Annotated in this window: 21 protein-coding genes; 13 read left to right on the top strand and 8 right to left on the bottom strand. The window is 67.8% G+C overall.

The window, feature by feature from the left end; all coding sequences use genetic code 11:
- Together E1261_RS16635 and E1261_RS16630 are read right to left on the bottom strand one after the other, a co-directional pair.
- Window positions 1-2,364, bottom strand: coding sequence for an NHL repeat-containing protein (locus E1261_RS16635; protein ID WP_132407635.1), 2,364 nt, complete (start codon window positions 2,362-2,364; stop codon window positions 1-3).
- A 150-nt stretch (window positions 2,365-2,514) separates the two neighbouring features.
- Complete coding sequence (locus E1261_RS16630; RefSeq protein WP_132407633.1) at window positions 2,515-2,754, bottom strand: mycoredoxin; 240 nt, start codon at window positions 2,752-2,754, stop codon at window positions 2,515-2,517.
- 100 nt (window positions 2,755-2,854) lie between these two features.
- Between E1261_RS16630 and E1261_RS16625 the strand changes: the two genes are divergently transcribed.
- From E1261_RS16625 to E1261_RS16615, 3 genes are all read left to right on the top strand, one after another.
- Window positions 2,855-4,966: an ATP-dependent DNA helicase UvrD2 gene (locus E1261_RS16625; protein ID WP_202874759.1), complete on the top strand. Its 2,112-nt coding sequence runs from the start codon at window positions 2,855-2,857 to the stop codon at window positions 4,964-4,966.
- Window positions 4,967-5,677: 711 nt separating this feature from the next.
- Window positions 5,678-5,869, top strand: a complete 192-nt coding sequence (locus E1261_RS16620; protein ID WP_132407631.1) for a hypothetical protein — start codon at window positions 5,678-5,680, stop codon at window positions 5,867-5,869.
- Between the two features lie 170 nt (window positions 5,870-6,039).
- Complete coding sequence (locus E1261_RS16615) at window positions 6,040-6,327, top strand: WhiB family transcriptional regulator (protein WP_132407629.1); 288 nt, start codon at window positions 6,040-6,042, stop codon at window positions 6,325-6,327.
- Between the two features lie 374 nt (window positions 6,328-6,701).
- On the opposite strand, the gene E1261_RS16605 is transcribed toward E1261_RS16615, so the two are convergent.
- The gene (locus tag E1261_RS16605) at window positions 6,702-7,229 is read right to left on the bottom strand and encodes an NUDIX hydrolase (protein WP_132407627.1); all 528 of its coding nucleotides are present in this window, start codon (window positions 7,227-7,229) and stop codon (window positions 6,702-6,704) included.
- An 18-nt stretch (window positions 7,230-7,247) separates the two neighbouring features.
- Between E1261_RS16605 and E1261_RS45315 the strand changes: the two genes are divergently transcribed.
- Entirely contained in the window at window positions 7,248-7,415 is a 168-nt protein-coding gene (locus E1261_RS45315) for a hypothetical protein (RefSeq protein ID WP_165952532.1), read from the top strand.
- Here E1261_RS45315 and E1261_RS16600 read toward each other — a convergent pair.
- A complete protein-coding gene (locus E1261_RS16600) occupies window positions 7,406-8,731 on the bottom strand; it encodes an ABC1 kinase family protein (protein ID WP_132407625.1) in 1,326 nt (441 codons plus the stop codon). The genes E1261_RS45315 and E1261_RS16600 overlap by 10 nt on opposite strands.
- Window positions 8,732-8,862: 131 nt before the next feature.
- A complete protein-coding gene (locus tag E1261_RS45310) occupies window positions 8,863-9,021 on the bottom strand; it encodes a DUF5679 domain-containing protein (protein ID WP_012922897.1) in 159 nt (52 codons plus the stop codon).
- Window positions 9,022-9,542: 521 nt separating this feature from the next.
- Here E1261_RS45310 and E1261_RS16595 point away from each other — a divergent pair.
- The 3 genes from E1261_RS16595 to E1261_RS16585 all read left to right on the top strand — a co-directional run bounded on the left by E1261_RS16595 (window position 9,543) and on the right by E1261_RS16585 (window position 13,485).
- Window positions 9,543-10,079 (top strand): M48 family metallopeptidase, encoded by a 537-nt coding sequence (locus E1261_RS16595; protein WP_132407623.1) that lies wholly within the window; start codon window positions 9,543-9,545, stop codon window positions 10,077-10,079.
- Window positions 10,080-10,298: 219 nt separating this feature from the next.
- Complete coding sequence (locus E1261_RS16590) at window positions 10,299-12,485, top strand: MMPL family transporter (RefSeq protein WP_132407621.1); 2,187 nt, start codon at window positions 10,299-10,301, stop codon at window positions 12,483-12,485.
- 328 nt (window positions 12,486-12,813) lie between these two features.
- The gene (locus E1261_RS16585; RefSeq protein ID WP_132407619.1) at window positions 12,814-13,485 is read left to right on the top strand and encodes a nucleoside/nucleotide kinase family protein; all 672 of its coding nucleotides are present in this window, start codon (window positions 12,814-12,816) and stop codon (window positions 13,483-13,485) included.
- Here the strand turns inward: E1261_RS16585 and E1261_RS16580 are convergent.
- Both E1261_RS16580 and E1261_RS16575 read right to left on the bottom strand, forming a co-directional pair.
- Window positions 13,470-13,952 carry a GNAT family N-acetyltransferase gene (locus E1261_RS16580; protein WP_165952531.1) on the bottom strand — a complete coding sequence of 161 codons (483 nt, stop codon included), beginning with the start codon at window positions 13,950-13,952 and terminating at the stop codon, window positions 13,470-13,472. The genes E1261_RS16585 and E1261_RS16580 overlap by 16 nt on opposite strands.
- 2 nt (window positions 13,953-13,954) lie before the next feature.
- The gene (locus E1261_RS16575; protein WP_132407615.1) at window positions 13,955-14,530 is read right to left on the bottom strand and encodes a CGNR zinc finger domain-containing protein; all 576 of its coding nucleotides are present in this window, start codon (window positions 14,528-14,530) and stop codon (window positions 13,955-13,957) included.
- A 63-nt stretch (window positions 14,531-14,593) separates the two neighbouring features.
- On the opposite strand from E1261_RS16575, the gene E1261_RS16570 reads away from it, so the two are divergent.
- On the top strand, window positions 14,594-15,760 hold the full coding sequence (locus tag E1261_RS16570) for an MFS transporter (RefSeq protein WP_132407613.1): 1,167 nt from the start codon (window positions 14,594-14,596) through the stop codon (window positions 15,758-15,760).
- On the opposite strand, the gene E1261_RS16565 is transcribed toward E1261_RS16570, so the two are convergent.
- The gene (locus E1261_RS16565; protein WP_132407611.1) at window positions 15,735-18,005 is read right to left on the bottom strand and encodes an FdhF/YdeP family oxidoreductase; all 2,271 of its coding nucleotides are present in this window, start codon (window positions 18,003-18,005) and stop codon (window positions 15,735-15,737) included. The two genes, E1261_RS16570 and E1261_RS16565, sit on opposite strands and share 26 nt — an antisense overlap.
- A gap of 95 nt (window positions 18,006-18,100) precedes the next feature.
- Here E1261_RS16565 and E1261_RS16560 point away from each other — a divergent pair, with 95 nt between their 5' ends.
- The 5 genes from E1261_RS16560 (at window position 18,101) to E1261_RS16540 (ending at window position 23,504) form a co-directional block, all read left to right on the top strand.
- Window positions 18,101-18,952, top strand: a complete 852-nt coding sequence (locus E1261_RS16560; protein WP_132407609.1) for a TIGR03619 family F420-dependent LLM class oxidoreductase — start codon at window positions 18,101-18,103, stop codon at window positions 18,950-18,952.
- Between the two features lie 86 nt (window positions 18,953-19,038).
- Window positions 19,039-19,761 carry an SDR family NAD(P)-dependent oxidoreductase gene (locus E1261_RS16555; protein ID WP_132407607.1) on the top strand — a complete coding sequence of 241 codons (723 nt, stop codon included), beginning with the start codon at window positions 19,039-19,041 and terminating at the stop codon, window positions 19,759-19,761.
- Between the two features lie 16 nt (window positions 19,762-19,777).
- Window positions 19,778-21,079: an MFS transporter gene (locus tag E1261_RS16550; RefSeq protein ID WP_132407605.1), complete on the top strand. Its 1,302-nt coding sequence runs from the start codon at window positions 19,778-19,780 to the stop codon at window positions 21,077-21,079.
- Between the two features lie 17 nt (window positions 21,080-21,096).
- Entirely contained in the window at window positions 21,097-22,851 is a 1,755-nt protein-coding gene (locus tag E1261_RS16545) for a helix-turn-helix domain-containing protein (RefSeq protein ID WP_132407603.1), read from the top strand.
- A 32-nt stretch (window positions 22,852-22,883) separates the two neighbouring features.
- Window positions 22,884-23,504: a hypothetical protein gene (locus E1261_RS16540; RefSeq protein WP_132407601.1), complete on the top strand. Its 621-nt coding sequence runs from the start codon at window positions 22,884-22,886 to the stop codon at window positions 23,502-23,504.
- The last annotated feature ends 237 nt before the right edge of the window (window positions 23,505-23,741 follow it).

The following is a 23,741-nucleotide window of genomic DNA, read 5'->3' as shown; positions in this document are numbered from 1 at the left end:
TCACCGCCCCACGTTGGAGATGGCGGCGGCGAACCGGATCAGAATTCCTTCCCAGTACTCGACCTGGCCGGACCTCTCGAGTGTCCGGAGCTTCCGGTCCACTGCGACCACGTAGGCGCCGTGGCTGGGCCACTCTGCCTTGGCGTCCGGCAGTACGTCGGTGAGCGTGCAGCCGTACTCCAGGAAGCGGTTCAGCACGTGGCTGTTGATGTTGCCGGTCCACACGTTGGTCCGGACGTCCGACTTGGGGCACGGGTCGAGCGGTGGCGTGTACGACGCCAGGTTGGTCGGAATGGTCCAGCCGTCCAGGCGCAGCAGCGAGTAGTACTTGCCGTCCGGTCCTTCCGTGAGCCGGTTGAGACCGTGGTCGCGGAGGATGGTGGACGTCCCGCTGAGACCGTCCAGGACGAACAGGCGGCCGCCGGAGACGCCGTACAGGTAGCCGTCGCGCCAGGACAGCGCTCCGTCGTGACCGGTGAGGCGTCCGGAGAAGACCGTGTACGTGCGCAGGATCGCGCCGGTCGTCTTGTCGGCGACGAACACGTTGCCGTCCGCCAGCCCCCAGATGTTGCCGTCCGGTCCGAGGGTCAGCTCGTTGATGCTGGCCGCACCCGGTACCGGTACGACGTCTGCCGTCACCGCACCCGTTGCTGGGTCCACCTTGACCAGGTGAGCCTCAGTGGCCCGCGGCTCGGTGCCCTGACCACCTTCGATGGCGGATCCGGCCCACACATCAGTGCCGACCGGCAGGAGGCTGGCGATCGACTGGTCTGTCACCAGGTGCCGGTAGACCTTGTGCGTGTTGCTGGGTACGTCGTACACCGTGATCGCACCGCCGTATTCGCCGTACCCGGGAGTGGTCCCGACGTACACGCTGTTGCCGGACGGGACGACGGCGAACGGGCGGTTCTGGTGGTGTTCACTGTCGGCCAGGCTGAACAGCACCTTCGGATTGGTCGGGCTCTCCGGTAGAGCGGTGTCCCATTGCTGCAGTCGGCCGTACGGGTAGATGCCGACCCACATCTTGCTGCCGGTGCCCCACGACCAGCCCTCGACTTGGCCTTGGCGTGCAGTGACGGTGGCTTTGCCGGTGGCGGGGTCGTAGTACGACGTGGTGCCGTTCAGGTAGGCGTTGACGTACACTCGGCCCGTGGCTGGGTCAGCGATCGCGTGCTGGAGCGCCACCGGTACGTACTGGAACGGTGAGCTCCACTGCGCGAGTGTGCGGGCAATGGGGTCGTAGCGGAACGTTCCGCCGGAGTAGTTGCCCGTGAGGCCGTAGAGGATCTGCTGGCCGTTCTCGGTCACCCAGCCGTAGCCGATGGCCGCTCCGCGTGTCATCCGGATCGGCGGGTTCGTCACCGTACCGACGGTGTTGGTGTCGAGGTCGTAGCGCATCAGGTTGAGCGTGGTCGCGGTGGTGAAGTACACGCCACCCGGACCGCCGCCGGAAACACCACGCGCTGCCAGTGGGTAGGTCAGGACCAGCCCGCCGGTCGCGGCGTCGGTGAACTTGACCTGCTCGAAGGTGACCGCGTCGACGACCGCCAGCTTGCCGCTGGCGTTTGCGAACACCCGTCCGCTCGCATAGTCGAGGTCGATGATGTCCGTGGCGACCAGACTCGCCGGGGTCACGTTCTGGACCGTTCCGGTGGCAAGGTCGATGCGGAGCAGCTTGCCGACCGGTGTGGAGATGCCGACGAACAGTGCGTTGTGGTCGGGGTCGTAGACAGTCGACCGCGCGTACTGCTGCACCGGGTCGAGTGAGCCGTAGTCGGTGACCTGTGCGGTGGTGGCGTCGTACTTGAAGGCGTGCGCGTTCGGATACGTGCCGCCGTAGACGTTGCCGTTCCCGTCGGCGGTGAGGCCGTAGATGAACGACTCACCGGTGATCGGGCGGCCCAGGTCGGTGACCACGGCCGTCACCGGGTCGAAGCGATAGAGGTGGGCGTTCGGATAGGTACCGACGTACAGCCTGCCGTCGCTGGCGACGACGATCCCCCAGGCGCCGGCTGCGCCGGGCAGCGGCACGGTGTGCAGGAGCTGACGGCTGTGGACGTCGACAACGTTCAGGTTGGCGTTCTCACCGGCCGGTACGGCGTACACGACGTCGCGGCCGTCCGGCGTCCGGCCGACGGTCCCCTCCATCACGGTGAGCGAGCTGATCGGCGCACCGAGGTTGGTGATCGGATCCGGGGCGAGCGTGCGCCCGCCGACGTCGGGGCGCTCCGGCCCGACCTCGGACGGGAACGGGTCCGGTCGCCCGGCGGGTGGAGCGGCTGTGCTGGCCGCTGTGAACAAACAGCTGATTACGGCCAGGACCGCTAAGAACAGGACAGGTCGGAAGAGACGACGCGGAATCATGGCGGATCTCCCTGCGGCGTAGTTCCCTCGAAGGTAAAACGGCCATGACCGTAAGTCCATGGTTCGGGTACCTTCCGGCCCGCAGGGGCCGAAAATGCGTCGCGGCGCCTACCCCAAGGGGCAGACGCCGCGGTTTCGGGCCAGGTCGGATCAGGCGATGAGCTTCTCCGCCACCTGGGCGACCGACGGGTTGGTGAGGGCGGTGCCGTCGGCGAAGACCAGGGTCGGGACGGTCTGGTTCCCGTTGTTGACCTTCTCGACGAGCTTCGCGGCCTCCGGGACCTGCTCGATGTCGACCTCGTTGAACTCGATCCCGGCTCGCTTGAGCTGGCCCTTCAGGCGGTGGCAGTAGCCACACCAGGGGGTCGAGTACATCGTCACGGCCGCCATCTACGGTCTCCTTCAGCAGTGGGCGCGGAATCTGTCCGGCGACCCGTCTAGGGTTGCTCTCGACGTAGCCCAACCACGCCGTAGGCGGTGCTGTTCCCGTATGACCCAGTCCGTGAGTGACTTCACACGATCGAGTGCGCCCGACGACCTGCTCGCGGCGCTCGATCCGGAGCAGCGCGCGGTCGCGGCCGCCCTGCACGGGTCGGTCGTGGTGATGGCCGGCGCCGGGACCGGGAAGACGCGCGCGATCACCCACCGCATCGCGTACGGGGTGCGGACCGGGACGTTCGACCCGGTCCGGGTGCTCGCGGTGACCTTCACCCAGCGGGCGGCCGGGGAGATGCGCGGCCGGCTCGCGCAGCTCGGGGTCGAGGGTGTGCAGGCTCGCACGTTCCACTCCGCGGCGCTGCGGCAGGCGCGCTGGTTCTGGCCGAAGGTGTACGGCGGGGAGCTGCCCCCGATCGTGGACCGGAAGTTCCCGCTGCTGACCGAGGCCGCCTCGCGCTGCCGGATCCGGGTCGACACCCCGGCCCTGCGCGACCTGGCCGGTGAGGTCGAGTGGGCCAAGGTCAGCAACGTGCGGCCCGACGACTACGCGCGGCTGGCGCCCAAGTCCGGCCGGGCGCTGGCTGCCTTCGACCCGGCCACGATCGGGAAGATCTTCGCGTCGTACGAGGACGTGAAGCTCGAGCGCGGGCGGATCGACCTGGAGGACGTGCTGCTCTGCGCGGTCGCGCTGCTCGCCGAGGACGAGCGGGTCGCAGCGGAGATCCGCCGGCAGTACCGGACCTTCGTCGTCGACGAGTATCAGGACGTCAGCCCGCTGCAGCAGAGCCTGCTCGACCTGTGGCTCGGCGGCCGCGAGGACGTCTGCGTGGTCGGCGACCCGGCCCAGACCATTTACTCCTGGGCCGGTGCTGAGCCGGAGAATCTGGTCCGCTTCGCCTCCCGGCATCCGAACGCGACACTGATCAAGCTGGTTCGGGACTACCGATCCACGCCGCAGATCGTCGACGTGGCGAACAAGATCCTCGATGCGGCCGGTCCGGCCGGGCTGCCCGGGCGGGTGACGCTGCGGTCGCAGCGGGAGCCGGGGCCGGCGCCTGTCTACCGCGAGTACTCCGACGAGGTCGCCGAGGCGGATGCGGTCGCCCGGGCGGTGGCGCGGCTGAAGGACGAGGGCGTGCAGCTGCGGGACATCGCCGTACTGTTCCGGACCAACGCCCAGTCGGAGAACTTCGAGCAGGCGCTGGCCGAGCGGAAGATCCCGACTGTGCTGAAGGGAGCCGAGCGGTTCTTCGAGCGCCCCGAGATCCGCAAGGCGGCGGTGCTCCTGCGTGGCCAGGCCAAGGCCGGTGACCTGTCGGACGACCTGGTCGAGACGGTGACCGGCGTCCTGGGTGGAGCAGGGTGGACTGCCGAGGCTCCGAGCGGTGTCGGCGCGGTCCGGGATCGCTGGGAGTCGTTGAGCGCACTGGTCACGATGACGTCCGACTTCGCTGCGGCGAATCCGGAGGCCGGGCTGACCGACCTGATGGTGGAGCTGGACCGGCGGGCGTCGATCCAGCACGCGCCGGTCGCCGAGGGCGTCACGCTGGCGACTCTGCACGCAGCCAAGGGGCTGGAGTGGGAATGCGTCTTCATCGTCGGCGCCCACGAGGGCATCCTGCCGATCAGCTACGCCCAGACACCCGGGCAGGTGGAGGAGGAGCGCCGCCTGTTCTACGTCGGGGTGACGCGGGCCAAACAGCAGTTGTTCGTCAGCTGGTCGACCTCTCGGTCACCCGGCGGCCGGGGGACCCGTGGTCCGACCCGGTTCCTGGATCCGATCGGCGTGCGGACGACCCGGCAGCAACCGGTGTGGGAGCCGACGACCGACCGGGCCGAGCGGGTGGCGCGGTCCGGCCGCCCGATCCCGAAGTGCCGGGTCTGCGGCCGCGGTCTGCTCGATCCGGGCGCCCGCAAGCTCGGCCGCTGCGAGGACTGCCCGTCGAACATCGACCAGAAGCTGTACGACGCACTCCTCGCCTGGCGGACCGAGCAGGCCGAGTCCGAGAAGATGCCGGCGTTCGTCATCCTCACCGACGCCACGCTGACCGCGATCGCCGAGACCCGCCCGTCCGACGAGCTGGAGCTGCGCCGGATCCCCGGGATCGGCCACACCAAACTGACCAAGTACGGCGAGCAGATCCTGGTCATCTGCACCCGCTAAGTACCCCGTGCTCGCCGCCGCGCCCTCGGCCATTTGAGTGGACATCCGTTCAAGTCGACCCTTCTCCGCCCGAATCTTGAGGGGAGAACCAGCAACTCGAGCGGAGATCCCCTCATTTTCCGGGCGGGAGGGGCCCGCGCCGCTACTGGTGGCAGGAGACAGCGAGCTGCTGCGGGAGACCTGGCGCCATAGGGCTCCGGCCGTTACAAGGTGTCTCCGGTACGGCGGGGTCAGACCAATCGGTGTCGCGTGGAAACGTCGTACCGGGATGTCAGGCGGGGCGGCGGTGTTGCTGGGGTAGGACGGTGGGGGTACTGGTCTACCGGGCGAGCGCGGGGTGGGCAGCACCTGATTGCCTGTTCGTGCAATCTGGGGGAATTGTGTTGCCACGCTGGGCCGCCGGGGCGCATGGTTGGGTTCGTGCGTCCGTTCTGCTGCTGGCAGACGAGGCATATAGGTGACAGAGGCAACGATCTCGGAGTGTGCGTTCGGCGCCCCGGAGCGTGGTGGGAACCTGTCGCGGCAACCGGATCCGGTCACCGTGGCGGCAACTTCCGGCCAACTTCCCGAACATGCCATTAAATAGTTTGCGGGCTCCGAGGACGACAGCGTACTGTTCTTTCTGCGGTCGAAGTCTGGCCGAAAACTTCAAACCACCACAGCGATCGAGCCAACGCTTGCTTCGCCACAACGAGAGGAGGTGCCTGGGAAATGTCGAACATCACCAAGAAGCCGTTCAGCAACGCTGCCGCGCTGCCGTGCGCCCTGATCCCGGGCGCCGCGCGCCTGCACGGCACCTCCGTTGTGCTGATGGCTGTCAGCCCGGCCCAGATCAAGGGCGGAGCTGTCGGCGATGTGAAGTACGGCGAATCGGGTTCTCGAGCATGGAGTCCACCGGTCTGACAGACGAGTCAGACCCGGCACCTCCAGGCCGCGGAACCCACAAAGGGTCCCGCGGCCCTTTTGTTTGTCCAGGAGCGTCATTGAAGAACCAAGTTTGGCGGTCAGCAACCGCGGACCGTCTCCGACGACAAAAGACCAGCAGCACCGAAAGTCACTGGGAGGTGACCGGAATGAGCGTGAGCTTCCTCGACATCTTCAACGAGGTTGCATCGTCGCAGGACCTGCCCTGTCGGTCCTACGCACCGGAACTCTTCTTCGCCGAATCGCCGGCGGACGTCGAGTACGCGAAGTCTCTGTGTTCCACCTGCCCCCTCCAGGCCGAGTGCCTGGCCGGAGCGCTCGAGCGCTCGGAGCCGTGGGGTGTGTGGGGCGGACAGTTGTTCGTCCAGGGCGTGGTGGTTGCCCGCAAGCGTCCCCGTGGACGCCCCCGTAAGAGCGACACCACGACCGCCGCCTGACGACCCAGATCCGAAACGAGACACCAGACCATGAAGCACCAGATTTCACACAGGAGCCTTGAAATGCATTTACTTCACGAAGATCTCGCCCGTGCTCATCAACGTTCGACACTGAACGACGCGGAGCAGAACCGGCGCTTCCACCTGGCTCACCGAATTGAGCGGGCGCAGAAGCAGGCCGAGCGGGCCAGCAGGCGAGCGGAGAGGGCCAGCGCACGCGCGCGCCTCGCACTCGCTCGCCTCGTCTGAAACACACACAACTGAAGCCGGCCCGGCCGGTCCGCCAGGAGGACCGGCTCGGCAGGCAGCACGACAGCTGACCAGCTGAACGATCGAAGGGCGACACCTCAGGGGGGTGCCGCCCTTCGGCATGTCTACCGGCGCTGCAGCAGAACCTGCTGGAGGCCGACCAGGGTGATGCCACTGACGATCTCGCCGTTCGCGATCATCGCCGGTACGTCGGTCAGCGGGATCCACTCGATCCGGTCGGACTCGTTCTGCTCGGTCGGCTCGCCGATCCGGGTGGCCGTGGTCGCGTGGAAGACGTGATGGATCGCATCCATGATCCCGGCGCCAGGCTGGGAACGGATCAGGTGGGCGAGCGGCCCGGGCCTCCAGCCGGTCTCCTCCTCGACCTCACGGGCCGCCGCGTCGATCGGGGCCTCGCCGGCCTCGACGATGCCCATCGGCAGTTCCCAGGCCCACGTGTCGGTGAGGAATCGGTGCCGCCACATCAGCAGCACGCGGCCCTCAGCGTCCGTGACCACGGCGGCGGCGACGTCCGCCAGCCGGACCGCGTGGTAGTCGACGCGGCGGCCGTCGGGCTGCTCCACGTCCAGCCGCCGGACGCTCAGCCAAGGATTGCCAAAGACTTCTAGTTCCTCGTGGATCCGCCAGCGCACGGGGTGCACACTACTGCCATGCCAAGTGCGATCTGTGCGTTGTGCGGCCGGCAGGCCGAGTCCGAAGTGGCACCGCTGACCTGGGCCACCTCGGTCGAGAACGGCCGCAAACTCCACTACTGCGACGTCTGCGCCCGCGAGAACGTCCGCGGTATCGAGGGGAAGCTCGACCCCGTCTACTGGTGAGCTTCCGAGTCGGCGAAGCCGGGGAGCAGTTCCTCGAGCACCGACCGGAACGGCGCCTCCGCCTCCAGCTGGGACAGCACGGCCATGCCGCCGATCCAGACCCGATGGATCAGCAGGTAGGACGGCGGCAGGTTGAGCTTGAAGGCCAGCGTGGCGTTGGGGGAGCGGAAGTCGCTGGTCCGGTTCGCCTGCGCGCGCATCCAGGCCCGGTTGAACTGGAAGGTCTTGTCCCGGGCCGGCTCCGCGAACGGCGCCAGGTAGTCCATCAGCTGCTCGGGATCGATCTCCATCCGCGGCTTGATGAACCCCTCGGCCACCAGCCCGTCGTGGATCGCCGGCCCGTCGCCGGTGAGCGAGAGCCGCAGCAGCCGCCCGATCGCCGGGGGCAGGCCTTCGGGAAGCCGTGCGCACAGCCCGAAGTCGACCACGCCGAGCCGCCCGTCGGCCATCACCCGGTAGTTGCCGGGATGCGGGTCCGAGTGCAGCAGGCCGGCGTACTTGGGTCCGCTGAAGAGGAACCGCGCGTACTTCAGCCCGATCTCGTTGCGCTGCTTCTTGGTGCCGTTGGCGATGAACGACGAGAGCGGCTTGCCCTCGATCCACTCCGACACGATGACGGTCGGGGAGTGCTTGATGACCCGCGGTACGACGAACTCGTCGTGGTCCTTGAAGGCGTCGGCGTACTGCTGCTGGGCCTGGGACTCGCGGTCGTAGTCGAGCTCCTCGCCGATCCGCTCCTGCAGCTCCGCGACGAGCGGCTTCATATCCATGCCGGGGACCAGTGCCCCGAACGAGCGGGCGAACCGGCCGAGCTGCTTGAGGTCGGCACGCAGCGCCTCGGCGGCACCCGGATACTGCAGTTTGACCGCGACCTCACGGCCGTCCTTCAGCGTGCCGCGGTGCACCTGGCCGATCGACGCGGCGGCAGCCGGCTTGTCGTTGAACTCGGAGAACCGGTCGCGCCAGCGCTTGCCGAGCTCCCGGGACAGGATCGTGTCGACGGTCGACATCGGCATCGGTGGTGCGGAGTCCTGCAGCTTGGTCAGCGTGGCCCGGTACGGCGCCGCGAGCTCCTCGGGCATGGCCGCTTCCATCAGGCTCAGCATCTGCCCGAACTTCATCGCGCCGCCCTTGAGCTCACCCAGGACGGAGAACAGTTGCTCGGCGGTCCGGCGCTGGAACTCGGCGAGCACGGCCTCGGCCGGCGCACCGCCGATCCGCTTGCCCAGCCCGACCGTGGCCCGGCCCGCGGCGCCCAGCGGCAGGCTGGCGAGTTTCGCGGTCCGGCTCAGCGCTTTGCGGGGGAGGTCCGACACGTTCCCATTCTGTCGGGTCACCCAAGCAGCCCGGTCGCCGGGGGCGTCCGGAGCCGATGACGCCGGCTACGAACGGCGTCGGGGCGGTGACGGACCGTGTTCGGCCCGTCACCGCCCCGCAGCGTGGTACGTCAGGCCTTGCCGAGGATCCGGTTCAGGTTCGTACCGCACTCGGGGCACTTGGCCTTGGCCATGCGCGTGCCCTTGTCGTTGACCTTGACCTCGCCGTCGGCGGTGCGCTTGGCCTTGCACTTGACGCAGTAGAACTCGCCGCTCCAGGTCTCTGCCATGAGGGCCCTCTCCTTGGTTCTGAAATCAGCCCGGGGTTGTCACCGAGCCGGTCGTGGATGCTAACGGCAGACCTTCCTGCCGTAGGCCGTTCGGCCCAATCGGGATTCACCCTACGGCCTTCTGACGCCTGCTCAAGCCCACCCTGCCACCGGAGCGCCGCTCAGGGCCGCCTGGGAAAACCCTTTCCAAGGAAATCGCCGGAACGGAACAGGCCCCCGGGAGTCCTCCTCCGAAACCGCTCGGCTTCCCCTCCGGGCGGCTCCGGAGGAGGTCCGGGAGCCTGTTGAGGACGACGCTAGGAGGTGCCCGCCACAACCACAAGTCCGTGTTGTCCACCCCTGTGGATAACTCTGTGAGCAAGCTGTGGGGCGCGCCGACCGGCACTGTGGACAGGTGGGGGAACAAGGTGTGAACAACCGGAATCGCCGGGTCCCAGAACTGGCGTCTGACCTGCGAAAACGTCGATGCACAGGGTGTGGACCGAAGAAAGTTGTCGGAATCTGCGGGTAGTTTTTGACTCATGGCCGAATCCCCGCCGCGCCCGATCCCGCCGTACGTGGACATCCGCCGCAGTAAGCGGCGCAAGCGGACCGTCAGCGCGTATCGCGACGGCGAGCGGGTGATCGTGCTGATGCCGGACCGGCTCTCGGCCGCCGAGGAGGCGCGCTGGGTGGAGACCATGCTCGCGCGGCTCGACAAGCAGCGCAGCCGCTCCCGCGTGTCGGACGAAAAATTGTTGGCCAGAGCACACGAACTCGCGTGTCGCCACCTCCCCGAAGTGCCCGAACCTGCGTCTGTGAGGTGGGTTTCGAACCAAAACAGACGGTGGGGATCCTGCACTCCGGCGGACCGGTCGATCCGGTTGTCGACCCGTTTGCAGTCGATGCCGGCCTGGGTCCTCGACTACGTCCTGGTCCACGAACTGGCCCATCTGATCGAGCCGGCGCACAACGCGGCCTTCTGGGCGCTGGTCCACCGCTACCCCAAGGCCGAGCGCGCCGAGGGGTATCTCGAAGGGGTCTCCGCGGCCTCCTCACTGGACCTCGAGGACTTCTGAACCAGCTTCCGGGCGGTGATCGTCTGATTACTCTCGGTAGTTATTCCGTCCCTTAGGGGGTTACCCCCAGGGGTCAGGGTGGGGCTGCCCTCAGGGTCGGTTCGGTGGTTACCTGCATATCGCCGGGAGCCGCCACCGACCAGGCTTCTACCCGTAGCCAGCGCCGTGCCAGGTGCGCTGGGTGGGGCGCCTGAGGGGGCGCAGAGGGCGAGGGACGGTATGGCCAGGGGACAGATCACGGTGCGGGTGGCGCGCTGGAGTGCCACTCATCCGTGGCGGGCGATCGCGATGTGGGTCGCGGTGGTGATCGCCTGTTTCGCGGTCGGTCAGGTGACCGGCACCAAGCAGGCTGACGGGGACGGCGACATCGGTGAGGTGACCCGGTCGCAGCAGATCGTCAAGGACGGGAACTTCGCCGACCCGGACGTGGAGAGCGTGCTGATCACCGCGCCGTCGGGAACACTCGACCAGGCGGAGGCCACCAAGGTGGCCGGCGTCGTGATCCAGCGGATGCGCGCCCTCGGTGGGGTCGCGGACGTCTCGCAGCCGATGCCCTCGCCGAACAAGGACGCACTGATCGTCCGGGTGACGCTGAAGGACGGCAAGGAGGATTCGCGGGTCCAGCCGCTGCTCGACACCACAGCGCAGCTCCAGCAGCAGTATCCACAGTTCCGGATCGAAGAGGTCGGTGGGCTGTCCATCGGGCAGGCGCTCGAGAAGACTCTCGGCGAGGACTTCAAACGCGCCGAGATCTTCAGCCTGCCGGTGACGCTGGCGATCCTGCTGGTCGCGTTCGGCGCGCTGATCGCGGCCTCGGTGCCGCTCCTGCTCGCGCTGTCGGCGGTGGCCGCGGCGATCGGGCTCTCCGCCGCCGCGTCGCAACTGGTGCCCGCGGTCGACGCGGTCAACAGCGTGATCCTGCTGATCGGGATGGCGGTCGGCGTCGACTACTCGTTGTTCTACCTCCGCCGCGAACGCGAGGAGCGTGCGAAGGGCCGCAGCCACGTCGACGCGGTGGAGATCGCCGCGGCGACCTCCGGGCATGCAGTCGTCGTCTCCGGTACGGCGGTGATCATCTCGATGGCCGGGTTGTTCCTGGCGCGGGATGTGGTGTTCTCGTCGTTCGCAGTCGGCTCGATCCTGGTGGTGGCGGTTGCCGTCATCGGCTCGCTGACCGTGCTGCCCGCCGTACTGGCGAAGCTCGGCCGGTGGGTCGACAAGCCGCGGATTCCGCTCGTGTGGCGGCTGACTGCGAGCAAGGCGAAGCCGCGGTTCTGGCCGATGGTGCTCAAGCCCGCCCTGAAGTACCCGGTGGTCACGCTGCTCGTCGCGGTGACCGCGCTGCTCGCGGTCGCGGCGCCGGCATTGGGGATGACACTGAAGTTCCCCGGCACCGAGGACCTGCCGCGGACAACACCGGTGATGCAGGCGTACGACCGGCTCACCGCGGCTTTCCCGAGCACCGGGACCAGCCACGAGGTTGCGATCAAGGCTCCGATCGGCCAGGCGTCTGCTGTGCAGGCCGCCGTTGCCGAGCTGGTGCAGCGCACGAAGACCGACAAGCTGTTCGCGCAGGACGGTCTGGAGGAGCCGCGGATTTCCAAGGACGGCACCGTGACGGTCCTCGAGGTTGCTACGCCGTTCGAGGGCGGCAGCCAGCAGGCACGTGACTCGCTGACCAAGCTGCGTAAGGAGCTGATGCCGCAGACCGTCGGAAAGGTGCCGGGCGCGGAGTACGCGGTCGGTGGCTTCGTGGCCGCGGATGTCGACTATGCCGCGCACACCAAGGCGAAGCTGCCGCTGGTGATCGGGTTCGTGCTGCTGCTGACGATGATCGTGATGATGGTGACGTTCCGGTCGGTGGTGGTCGCGGTGACCGCGATCCTGCTCAACCTGCTGAGCGCAGGCGCGGCGTACGGGGTGATCACCGCGGTCTTCCAGAACACCTGGGCCGAAGGGATTCTCGACTTCCGGTCGAACGGCGCAGTCGTCTCGTGGCTGCCGCTGTTCCTCTTCGTGGTGCTGTTCGGGTTGTCGATGGACTACCACGTGTTCGTGGTCAGCCGGATCCGCGAAGCCGTCCTGCGCGGCGTGCCCACCAAGCAGGCCGTCGCCGAAGGCATCACCGGCTCGGCCGGCGTCGTCACCAGCGCCGCGGCCGTGATGATCGGAGTGTTCGCGGTCTTCGCCACCCTGAGCACGCTGGACATGAAACAGCTCGGTGTCGGCCTCGCGGTGGCGATCCTGATCGACGCCACGATCATCCGCGCCGTCGTCCTCCCGAGCATCATGATCCTCCTCGGCGACGCCAACTGGTGGGCCCCGAAGTGGCTCCGCCCGAAGTCCGCCAAGCACGCCGCACCCCCGGCCCCGGAGCCCGAGCGCGAGCTCACCCCGGTCGGCTAGCCGCACCACAAACCGAGGGCTTGAACAGGAACCGGTGGGCGTGAACAAGGTATTACCTGTTCAAGCCCACCGGCGGGGGTGCAAACCCCCGAGTGGCGTCACACTTCCGGTGTGGCGCCACACCGGTATCGACGTGTAGACCTCCCGAGTGCCGCCGTCTCAGGCCACTAGTTGTGGCCGGAGACAGGAAGCTGTGGCCGGTCGGAGCTGCGGGTGGAGATCCGTGAACCGGGTTCGGCCAGAGCCACCGCAGCGACGACTATCTGTTGCAATGCAGTGGGCGCGGCAAGTGAGCGGCTGTGCGCTTGCAGGGCGTCACACTTCTGGTGTGGCGCCACTCAAGCTTCTCTCTGAACTGGCCGGCTTCGTGCTCGCTGTCGAGCGGCCGCATCCGGTGCGGGTCGCGATCGACGGTCCGTCCGCGGCCGGCAAGACCACGCTGGCCGACGAACTGGCCGACGTACTGCGGGAGCGGACCGCGCGGGAGGTGATCCGGGTCGGGCTCGACTACTTCAAGAAGGACCCCGCGCTGCGGACGGCCTACCCGATCGAGTCGCCGGAGAGCTACTACCTCGATTCGTGGGATGTCGATGGGATCCGCTCGCATCTCCTGCTCCCGTTGGGACCGGACGGCGATCGCCGGTACGTCGCGGGGATGCGGTCCTTCAATGCGCAGTCAGCGCTCGCGCCGATCACCGAGACTGCCGCTGCCGACGCGGTTCTCGTTGCGGACGGCGTGTTCCTGCAACGCCCAGAACTCATCCAGCACTGGGATCTGCGTGTCTACGTGCACGTCGGCTTCGACGTCGTACTGCGGCGTGGGACTGTGCGTGACCAGGCGTGGATGGACTCGGCGGCAGCCGCGGAGGAGCGGTATCGGAGGCGGTACATCCCCGGCGAGCGCCTGTACGTCGACCAGGTGGAGCCGGCGTCGTTGGCGGATCTGGTGGTGGACAACACGGACTTCGCGAACCCGGTGCTTCGTCAGGGGAAGTCGTAGTGCATGTCGTAGTTGGGGATGATCACGCCGCTGCGGGTCTGGTTCGTGGGATTCTCGCGGTCGACGACGAATCCGAGGGCCTCGAAGGCCGGGCGGGCCGTGCGACTCGCGTGGGTGACCAGGCGGGTCAGCCCGCGCTTCCCGGCTTCTTCCTGCACCTTCTCCACTAGTAGCCGGGCGATGCCTCGGCCGGAGTGGTCCGGGTGGACGAAGAGCATGTCCAGCAAGCCGTCGTCGGTGAAATCGCTGAAGCCGACGACGACGTCATCGACACAGACCACGAACGTGTGTGCCGCTGCGCGGCGATCCGCCCAGGCATGGGCGTCGACATCTGTCTGGTCCGGCGCCCATGCTCGCACCTGCTCTTCGGTGTAGTCGCGGATCGCCGTCCGCCGGATTGCGGCGTAGTAGACCTGCCAGGTCGGGACAGCATCTGCTGGAACGTAGGTGCGCAAGGTGATCGCCATGACTAGGTCGCCTTTCGGGCTCGATGCGCGGCCGCTTTCACGCGGCTCTGGCATTGGGGTGAGCAGAAGCGGCGCTGGCCGTTCTTCGAGGTGTCGACGAAGACGCGGTCGCACTGCGGCGCGGCGCAGACGCCGAGCCGACCGGCCAGGTCGCTGCCGACCGCGAGCGCGAGCCCGGCCGCGCAGCCGGCCGCCCAGCCGTTGACGAGAGTGTCGTCGGGCCCGTGGAAGTGCAGGCTCCAACCCTTGTCCCGGCGGTCGAGCTTCGGCCGGGCGTTCGTGTCGACGAGCAGTGCGTTGATCTCGTCCGCGGCCCGATCGAGGTCGCCCGTGTGCGCCGCCTCGAACACGATCCGCATCCGCGTGGCCAGCGCCGTCAGCCGCCGCGCATCCTCCGGCCGCACGGTCGGCTGCGGATACCCGATCGCCACCAGCGAATCCGCGACCGCCTGCGCCTCGTCGGCAGGACCGCCGTACGGCGAACCGCCGGAGAAGCCGGGGGTCAGCCGGTTCACGTATTCGACCGACGCCGCCAGCACATTCCGGGCATGACTATCAAAAGACACTTGACCAGTCACGACACTCCTTCGTAGGCTCTGCGTGACCGATCATAGCCATTTAGACAGTCATGAGGTGCGGGCATGAGTGCAGCGGCGACCTTGATCGCGCCTTGGCGCGGCTTGCCCAGGACGGTCTGGGTGCTGGTTGCAGCCCGCGCCGTGAACCGGATCGGTGCGTTCTCGCTGTCGTTCCTGGCGATCGTGCTGACCGTGGAGTTCGGGGCCTCGCTGAGCCGGACCGGCCTGGTGGTCGCGCTGTTCGGTCTCGCCACGATCCCGTCCCGGCTGCTCGGTGGCGTCCTGGCCGACCGGATCGGCCGCCGCCGCACGATCGTCCTCGGTCTGACCGGCTGCGCGGCCGCCCAGTTGTGGATCGCCGCCAGTACGACGCTGTGGTCCGCGATGGTCGCCGCGATCGTGCTCGGTCTGGCCTTCGAGATCTACGAGCCACCCAGCCAGGCGACGATTGCCGATGTCACCGAGCCACTCGACCGCCCAGCGGCGTACGGGTTGCAGGGCTCGGCGATGGCGGTGGCCGGTGTCCTCGCAGGCCTGCTGGCCGCGGCCGTCAGCCACTGGGATCTGCGCTGGCTGTTCGTCGCAGACGCGATCACCTGCCTGGCCTGCGCTGGACTGGTTGCCCGAGCACTCCCTCGCGACGTACGGCGGGAGCGCGTGCGAGCCGGGGGAATCGCAGTATGGCGCGATCACCGGCTGCTGCTATTGCTTGCCAGCGGTACCGTGTTCGCGACGATCTACATGCAGCTGATCGTCGGCGTACCGCTCACTCTGCTTGAGCAGGGGCTGCCGGCATCAGGGACAGGCATCATCCTGGCCGTCTCCGCGGTGACGATGATCCTCGCACAGCGGCTGCTGCGGGTGCAGCTCGACGACTTCCAGGCGATGCGCGTCGGCTACGTGTTGCTGGCTGCCGGTCTGGTCGTCTGTGCGTTCGCCACCAGCCTGCCGGTCTTTCTACTCGCCACCGCGTTCTGGAGCGTCGGTGAGACCTTCCTCCTGACCCGCTATCTGACGCAGGCCGCAGGGCTTGCGCCCGATGACGGACGGGCGCGCTACCTCGCGGTCTTCGGCCTCTGCTGGGGCGTGGCCACGACCGCCGCCCCGTTGATCGTGACGCATCTCCTCGAGACCGTAGGCCCCGCAGGACTGTGGCTAGTCAACGCAGCGGCGGCCATCGCGCTGGCCGCCGCGCAACCGTTGCTCAGGACGCGACTGGCTCGAGCCTGACTGTCAGCCCCTTCGCGACCGGAGTGTTGCTGCCCTTGGCCACGTCGTCGGCCGACATCAGCACATTCGTCTCGGGGTAGTACGCCGCGACGCACCCGCGCGCGGTCGGGTACGAGACCAGGCGGAAGCCGGAGGCACGCCGTTCGACGCCTTGGAACTCGCTGACGATGTCGACGGTCGCGCCGTCGGTCAGCCCGAGCTCGGCCAGGTCCTCCGGATTCACGAACACCACCTCGCGACCTCCGTGGATGCCGCGGTAGCGGTCCTCGAGACCGTAGATCGTGGTGTTGAACTGGTCATGGCTGCGCAGTGTCTGCAGCAGCAGCTTGCCCGGTGCCGTCGGCAACCAACTCAGATCATTCGCGGTGAACTGAGCCTTCGCATCCGAGGTCTTGAACACCCGCTTGTCCCGCGCCGCATGCGCGAGCAGGAAGCCGCCCTCGTTCGCCCTGAGTCGCTCCTCGAAGTCCTCGTACCCGTCGGCGACCCGGCCGATCCGCTGCCGGATCAGGCTGTAATCATCGGCGAAGTCCGCCCACGGAATCTCGCCGACCTCCGGTACGACGGCCTGCGCGATCCCGGCGACGATGCCGATCTCGGACTTGAGCTCCGGCGCGGGCGGTGTCAGGTTCCCGGTGGAGAGGTGGACGGCGCCCTGGGAGTCCTCGACCGTCACGGACTGCGGACCGTTGGCGGTGTGGTCGTGGTCGGTCCGGCCGAGCGTCGGCAGGATCAGTGCCTCGCGGCCGGTGACCGTGTGCGAACGGTTCAGCTTGGTGGAGACGTGCACGGTCAGGTCGCATTCACGCAGCCCTCGATGCACCACCTCGGTATCGGGGGTTGCCGAGGCGAAGTTGCCGCCCATCGCGAAGAAGACCCGCACGGATCCGTCCCGCAGCCGCTTCACCGTGTCGGCCGCGTCGATCCCGTGCTCCCGCGGTGACGTGAACGCGAACTCGGCATCCAGCCTGTCCAGGAACGGCTCCGGCATCTTCTCCCAGATGCCCATGCTGCGGTCGCCCTGGACGTTCGAGTGCCCGCGGACCGGGCACGGCCCGGCGCCCGGCTTGCCGATATTGCCCTGCAGGAGCAGCACGTTGACGATCTCGCTGATCGTCGCGACCGCCTCGCGATGCTGGGTCAGACCCATCGCCCAGCAGATCACGGTTGCCTTGGACTTGAGGAACCGCTGGGTCAGCTCCTCGATCTCAGCGCGGCGCAGACCGGTGGCCAGCTCGACCGCGTCCCAGTCCAGCTCCGCGTTGTGCTTGGCGTAGAGCTCGAAACCGCTGGTGTAGGTCTCGACGAACGCCTTGTCGAGAACGGTGCCCGGGTTCTCTGCCTCGGCCTCGAGCAAGAGGTGGCCGATGGCAAGGAACAGCGCCTGGTCGCCACCGATCCGGATCTGCAGGTGCTGATCGGCGAGCTCTGTGCCCTTGCCGACCCAGCCGCGGACCTTCTGCGGGTTCTTGAAGTTCATCAGGCCGGGCTCGGGCAGCGGGTTCACCGAGACGATCTCGCCGCCGTTGCGCTTGGCGATCTCGAGGTGGCTGAGCATCCGCGGCGCGTTGGTCCCCGGGTTCTGCCCGACGACCACGATCAGCTCGGCCTCTTCGAGCATCTCCAGGGTCACCGCGCCCTTACCGCTGCCGATCACCCGGTTGAGCGCCGTACCGGACGATTCGTGGCACATGTTCGAGCAGTCGGGCAGGTTGTTGGTGCCGTAGGCGCGGACGAACAGTTGGTAGAGGAACGCGGCCTCGTTGCTGGTCCGGCCCGAGGTGTAGAAGACGGCGTCGTTGGGGTCGGGCAGCGCCTTGAGGTGCCGGGCGACAACCTGGAACGCCTCTTCCCAGCCGACCGGCTCGTAGTGCGTGGCGCCGGCCCGGAGCAGCATCGGCTCGGTGATCCGGCCGAGTTTGCCGAGATCGAACTCGGAGATCGCGTGGATCTGCTCGACCGAGTTCTCCGCGAAGAAGGCGCGCGGCACCCGTTTGCGGGTCGCCTCCCAGGCCACCGCCTTGGCGCCGTTCTCACAGAACTCGGCCGCATGCTTGCGTTTGTGGTCGGGATCCGGCCAGGCGCAGGACGGGCAGTCGAAGCCGCCGTCCTGGTTCATCTTCAGGAAGACCTTGCCGGTCCGGGCCGGTCCCATCTCACGGAAGCCGAACTTGAACGACGACAGCACGGCGGGAACACCCGCGGCTGTTGTCTTCGGCTTCTTCGGCTGTTCGATATCGACCATGTCTCCACGATAGTTCCACCTATCAGCAGAAGCAGGTTTGATAGCTGAACTCGCACTTGCCTTGACCCTAAGGGCAAGGTTTTACGGTGTCGCCCATGAAGTTTGCGATCAGCTACAGCCTGCCGTTCTTCGGGGCGGATCCGGACCGGTTGACCCGATTCGCGCGGCTCGCCGAAGAGGTGGGCTTCGAGGCGATCTACGTGCCGGAGCACGTGGCGCTGTCTCCCGGCCTGAAGTTCGGCGGGATGGAGCTGCCGTCGACGCTGCCGTACCCCGATCCGCTGGACTGCCTCACCTTCGCGGCCGCGGCCACCGAGCGGATCCTGCTCGGAACCGGAGTCCTGCTCCTGCCGTACCACCATCCGGTCGGCCTCGCGAAGCGGCTGGCCACGATCGACCAGCTCTCGAAGGGCCGGATGCGGCTGCTGACGGTCGGTGTCGGCAGCATGCCGGTGGAAGCCCAGGCCGTCGGGGTCGACTTCGGCACGCGCGGACGTCGTACCGATGAGGCGATGGATGTACTGCGTCTGTTGTGGGAGGGCGGTGCGGACGGCGCGAGCTTCGACGGCGAGTTCTACCGGTTCGAGAACGTCTGTAGCTATCCGAAGCCGCTCGACGTCGTGCATCTGCCGATCCACGTCGGCGGATCGAGCCGGGCGGCGGCTCGTCGTGCCGGTGCGCGCGGGGACGGGTACTTCCCGGGTGGAGCGCTCGGGGACGACGAGCGGCGGATTCAGTTCGAGCTGGCGCGGGCGAGCGCCGTACAGGCTGGTCGGGATCCCGATGCGCTGGAGTACACCCGCTGGGCGCCGATCGACCTGTCGGCCGAGGCGGTGGAGGCGTACGCGGCGCAGGGTGTGACCCGGCTGGTGGTGAGTAGCTCGGTCACCGACCCGTCGCAGCAGCGCGACGAGCTGGCGGCCTTCGCTGCTCGCGTCGGCCTGTAGGTGGCGTCAGCCCCCACGATCTGCAGCCCGGGTGTGTGCTCCGATCCCATAGTGCGCACGGCTGGGAGTTCCTACAGTCGTCCGCCATGGAGACCCGTCGCGCCCTTGTCACCGGAGCCGCTTCCGGCATCGGTGCTGCCTGTGTCGAACGGCTCGTAGCGGACGGCGTCCACGTCGTGGCTGTCGACCGGGTCGCTGTGCGCGAGTCGGCGCGGGTGGAGTCGGTCGTGGCGGACCTGTCCGACCTGGACGGCCTGGCCGGGTTGCCCACTGACGTGGACATCCTGGTGAACAACGCTGGGGTTCAGCACGTCGCACCGGTCGAGGACTTCCCACCGGAGCGTTTCAGCTACCTGCTGCGGCTGATGCTGGAGACACCGTTCCGGCTGATCCGCCAGACCCTTCCCCACATGTACGGCGTGGGCTGGGGGCGCGTGGTCAACATCAGCTCGGTCCACGGACTCCGGGCCAGCCCGTACAAGTCGGCGTACGTGGCTGCCAAGCACGGGCTCGAAGGACTCAGCAAAGTCGTCGCACTGGAAGGCGCTGCCCGCGGTGTGACCAGCAACTGCGTCAACCCCGCCTACGTCCGTACGCCGCTCGTCACGGCTCAGCTCACGGACCAGGCCAAGGCACACGGGCTGACCGAGCCCGAGGTACTCGACAACGTCATGCTCGAACCAGTCGCAGTGAAACGACTGATCGAGCCGACGGAAGTCGCGGAGCTGGTCGCGCTGCTGTGCGGTCCGGCCTCCGCCTCCATCACGGGGAGCTCATTCGTACTCGACGGCGGCTGGACCGCCCACTAGTCCTTTGGAGGGCCCCATGGCAGCTACAGATCCGGTCCGCACCCGCCCCTCGATCGTCCGGGTGGTCGGTGCGAGTCTCGTCGGTACGACGGTGGAGTGGTACGACTTCTTCCTGTACGGCGTGGCAGCCTCGGTCGTGTTCGGCGACCTGTTCTTCCCGAAGGGCGAGCAGCTGACCGGGACGCTGCTGAGCTTCGCCACGTTCGCGGTCGGGTTCTTCGCCCGTCCGATCGGCGGTGTGGTCTTCGGGCACTTCGGTGACCGCCTGGGCCGCAAGAACCTGCTCGTGCTGTCCCTGCTGATGATGGGGATCGCCACGTTCGCCATCGGCTTGCTGCCGACGTACGCGCAGGTGGGGGCGCTCGCCCCGATCCTGCTGACCGTGCTGCGGCTCATCCAGGGCTTCGCGCTCGGCGGTGAGTGGGGAGGCGCCGTACTGATCGTGTCGGAGCATGGTGATCCGGCACGGCGTGGTTTCTGGGCCTCCTGGCCGCAGGCCGGTGCTCCGGCGGGACAGTTGCTCGCGAACGGCGTACTGGCTGGGCTGGCGGCGTTCCAGTCCGAGGCTGCGTTCGACTCGTGGGGCTGGCGGATTCCGTTCCTGCTGTCGGCGGTGCTCGTGCTGGTCGGACTGTGGGTGCGGTTGAAGATCGAGGAGTCGCCGGTCTTTGTTGCAGCTCGTGCGAAGCAGGAGCCGGCGGACCGGATGCCGCTGATGGAGGTGCTCACGCGCTACCCGCGCGAGGTGCTGACCGCGATGGGCGCGCGGATGGCGGAGAACGTCAGCTACTACATCTTCACCATCGTCATTGCGACCTACGCCAAGGAGCAGCTCGGTCTGGGCAGGTCCTTTGCGCTGAACGCCGTTCTGATCGCTGCAGCGATCCACTTCTGCGCTATCCCGCTCTGGGGTGCGCTGTCGGACCGCATCGGCCGGAAGCCCGTCTACCTGATCGGTGCGGTCGGAGTGGGCGTCTGGGCCTTCGTCTTCATCGCACTGGTGGATACGAAGAACTTCGGGCTGGCCACGCTCGCTGTGACTGTCGGACTGGTGCTGCACGGCGCCATGTACGGACCACAGGCGGCCTTCTTCACCGAGCTCTTCGGGACTCGGGTGCGCTACTCGGGTGTGTCCGTCGGCTACCAGTTGGCGTCGATCATCGCCGGCGGCCTGGCGCCGTTCATCGCAGTCGCACTCCTGAAGGCCTACGACTCCGGCTACGCGATCTCGGTGTACGTCGCGGTCTGTGCGGCGATCTCGATCCTGGCGGTCACCCTGTACTCCGAAACCCGAGAGCGGGACCTGACAGCGTTATAGGTGGCATCATCGCGAGGATGAGGGACCTTCTGCGGCTACTGGCCGAGGACGCGTCCGGTAGCGAGCTGGCCCGGGTGGCAGGTGAGGATGCGGTCGCCCGGGACCTCGCCCTGCGCATCCGGGCCGGTATCGACGCCAGCAAGAAGCGTGAGGCCGAGCTGACCGCACTGGTCGAGGTAGCTCGTGAGCTGGCCTCAGCCAGCGATCCGGGCGGCGTACTGGACACCATCGTGCATCGGGCGCGCACGCTGGTCGGTGCGGACGTTGCCTACCTGACTCTGTACGACGAGGCTCGCGGCGACACGTACATGCGGGCCACCGACGGATCGCTGTCGACCGCCTTCCAACAGCTCAGGCTGCCGCTGGGCGCCGGCCTGGGCGGACTGGTCGCGTCAACGCGCAGGCCTTACTGGACTACGGACTATCCATCCGACCAGCGCTTCCGGCACACCGGGCAGATCGATCATGCTGTCGGTGAGGAGGGGCTCGTCGCCATCTGCGGTACGCCGTTGATCGTGGACGAGGCGTTTGTCGGCGTGCTGTTCGCGTCGAACCGGATCGCGCGCCCGTTCAGCCGGGAAGAGGTGCTGCTGCTCGGTTCACTGGCAGCGCTGGCGGCCGTCACGATCGTGCAGGTCCGCGCGGCCGCTGAGACTGCAGTGGCGCTCGACCAGCTGTCGGAAGCCCACGCCGGTGCCGAGCATGCAGCGGCCGCACACGATCGATTTGCCGACATTGTGCTGTCCGGTGGTGATGTGGACGCGGTCGCTGCCGCACTGGCCGAGCTGCTCGGGGTGTGGGTCGTACTGGTCGATGCTGTCGGCAACGAGCTCGCAGTGGCCGGCTGCACCCCCGGTACGGCGGTGCCGTGGCAGGAGTCGTCATCCGGCCGACTGACCCGAGCAGGCGAGTGCTGGGTCGTTGCGGCAACCGCCAAGGGTGAGCGGCTCGGTGCATTGGTGATCGGCGGTGTCGACGACCTGTCCGGTGCAGACCAGCGCATCGTCGAGCGTGCGGCTGTAGTCACCGCACTCGTCCTCCTGTTCCGCCGTCAGGCTGCCGAGCAGTCCCAGCGTGCACAGGCAGACCTGTTGACCGACGTGCTCAGCGGAGGCGGTGACTTCGAACGACTTCGGTTGCTGGCGCCAAAGCATGTGCACGATCGGTTCGTGGTGGCGGTCTGCCGTGGCGACCACAGCGCCGTACGGGCTCGGTTGTCAGCTCCAGTTGAGGACAAGCTGGTGCTGTCCGGTCCGTACGGCGGGGACCTGGTGCTCCTGCTGGCTCGGACCGACGCGGTAGCAGCAGCTCGGGATTTGGCCGAGGTCGCGAAGCGTGCCGCCGTCACCATCGCGGTGGTCGGTCCGGCTCCCTGGGATGCGCTCGTCGACGCGCACCGCCAGGCGGCTCGGTTGGCAACGACCATGGTGCGACTCGGCCGGTACAACGAGTCCGCGACGCCGGACGACCTGGGTGTGGCGGGTCTGGTCGGTGCATCGGAGGTCGACGTACAGGCTCATGTTCAGCACGTTTTCGGTGCAGTGATCGAGTACGACGCCCAGCGGGGGACCGATCTGGTCGGAACACTGCACGCCTACTTCGCAGCCGGTCAGAGTCCGACCAGAGCCGCCGCCGAACTGCACATCCATCCCAACACCGTCCAGCAGCGACTGGATCGAGTCGGAGCACTCCTCGGCGCCAACTGGCAGTCACCGGAGCACAGCCTGAACCTCCAGGTCGCACTCCGGCTCCACCAGGCGATCAGGGGATAGGCAGCGTCCGGGGCGGGCTAGGCTCTAGCACCATGGCCGCTTCCAACGACCGCCGCGTGGTCGTCCTCGTGGTCCCCGGCACCCCTACCTGGGCGCCGCCCGGCCGCACTCCGACCGCCTGGCACCACGCGCTCACCGAAGACACCTACGAGCTCCTGGCAGACCTGGCGCAGGTGGACGTGGCAGTCGCCGTTGTGGCCGGTGATGAGCCTTCGGTGGCCGCGATCCGTGACCTGACCTGGCCGGGCACTCCGGTGTACGGGGTCTCGGGGGCCAACCCCGTGCTGGAGGCGATCGAGCTCGCCGGCCCCGCTGCCGCAGTCGTGGCGGTGAGTTACGACGTACCGGATCTGCCGGGGCTGCTGATCGGCAAGCTGTTCCGCGCGCTCGGCTCGGCCGACATCGCCGTCACGCCCGCGACCGACGGGTCACTGGCCGCGATCGGGGTGAACCTGCCGATCGCATCCTGGGTCCAGGATGCGGCTCCGACTTTCGACAGCACGCTCGCCGAACTCGAGGCTGTGAAGCCACGCCGCCACGCGGTCGCGATCGGCCCCGGATGGCACCGGCTGCGATCGGCTGCTGACCTAGCGCAACTGGATCCCGGCTTAGAGGGCTGGGATGCGACAAGATCTCTACTTCGTCGTCCCTGACCCGTCACCTTCGCTCGAGTGGCTCGTTCACCATGCAGCGGGAGCTTCGGGGGAGGCTGGCACCGACCGCCGATGCCGTTCAGGGGCGGAGATCGACACCGGTGCACTCGCTGCGAAGGCCCGCTCGGGGGAGCGGGCCCGCACCCGAGGCCACCCCTGAAGTGGCCAACGGCGCACGGGGGAATCACGGGGGAGCACGCGGGGGGATCCACGGGGGATCGCAGTACACGTGGGGGA

The organism is Kribbella albertanoniae (assembly GCF_004348455.1).
GTDB lineage: Bacteria > Actinomycetota > Actinomycetes > Propionibacteriales > Kribbellaceae > Kribbella > Kribbella albertanoniae.
Note: the sequence above shows the minus strand (reverse complement) of the source record. Positions and strands in the feature narration are given on the sequence as shown.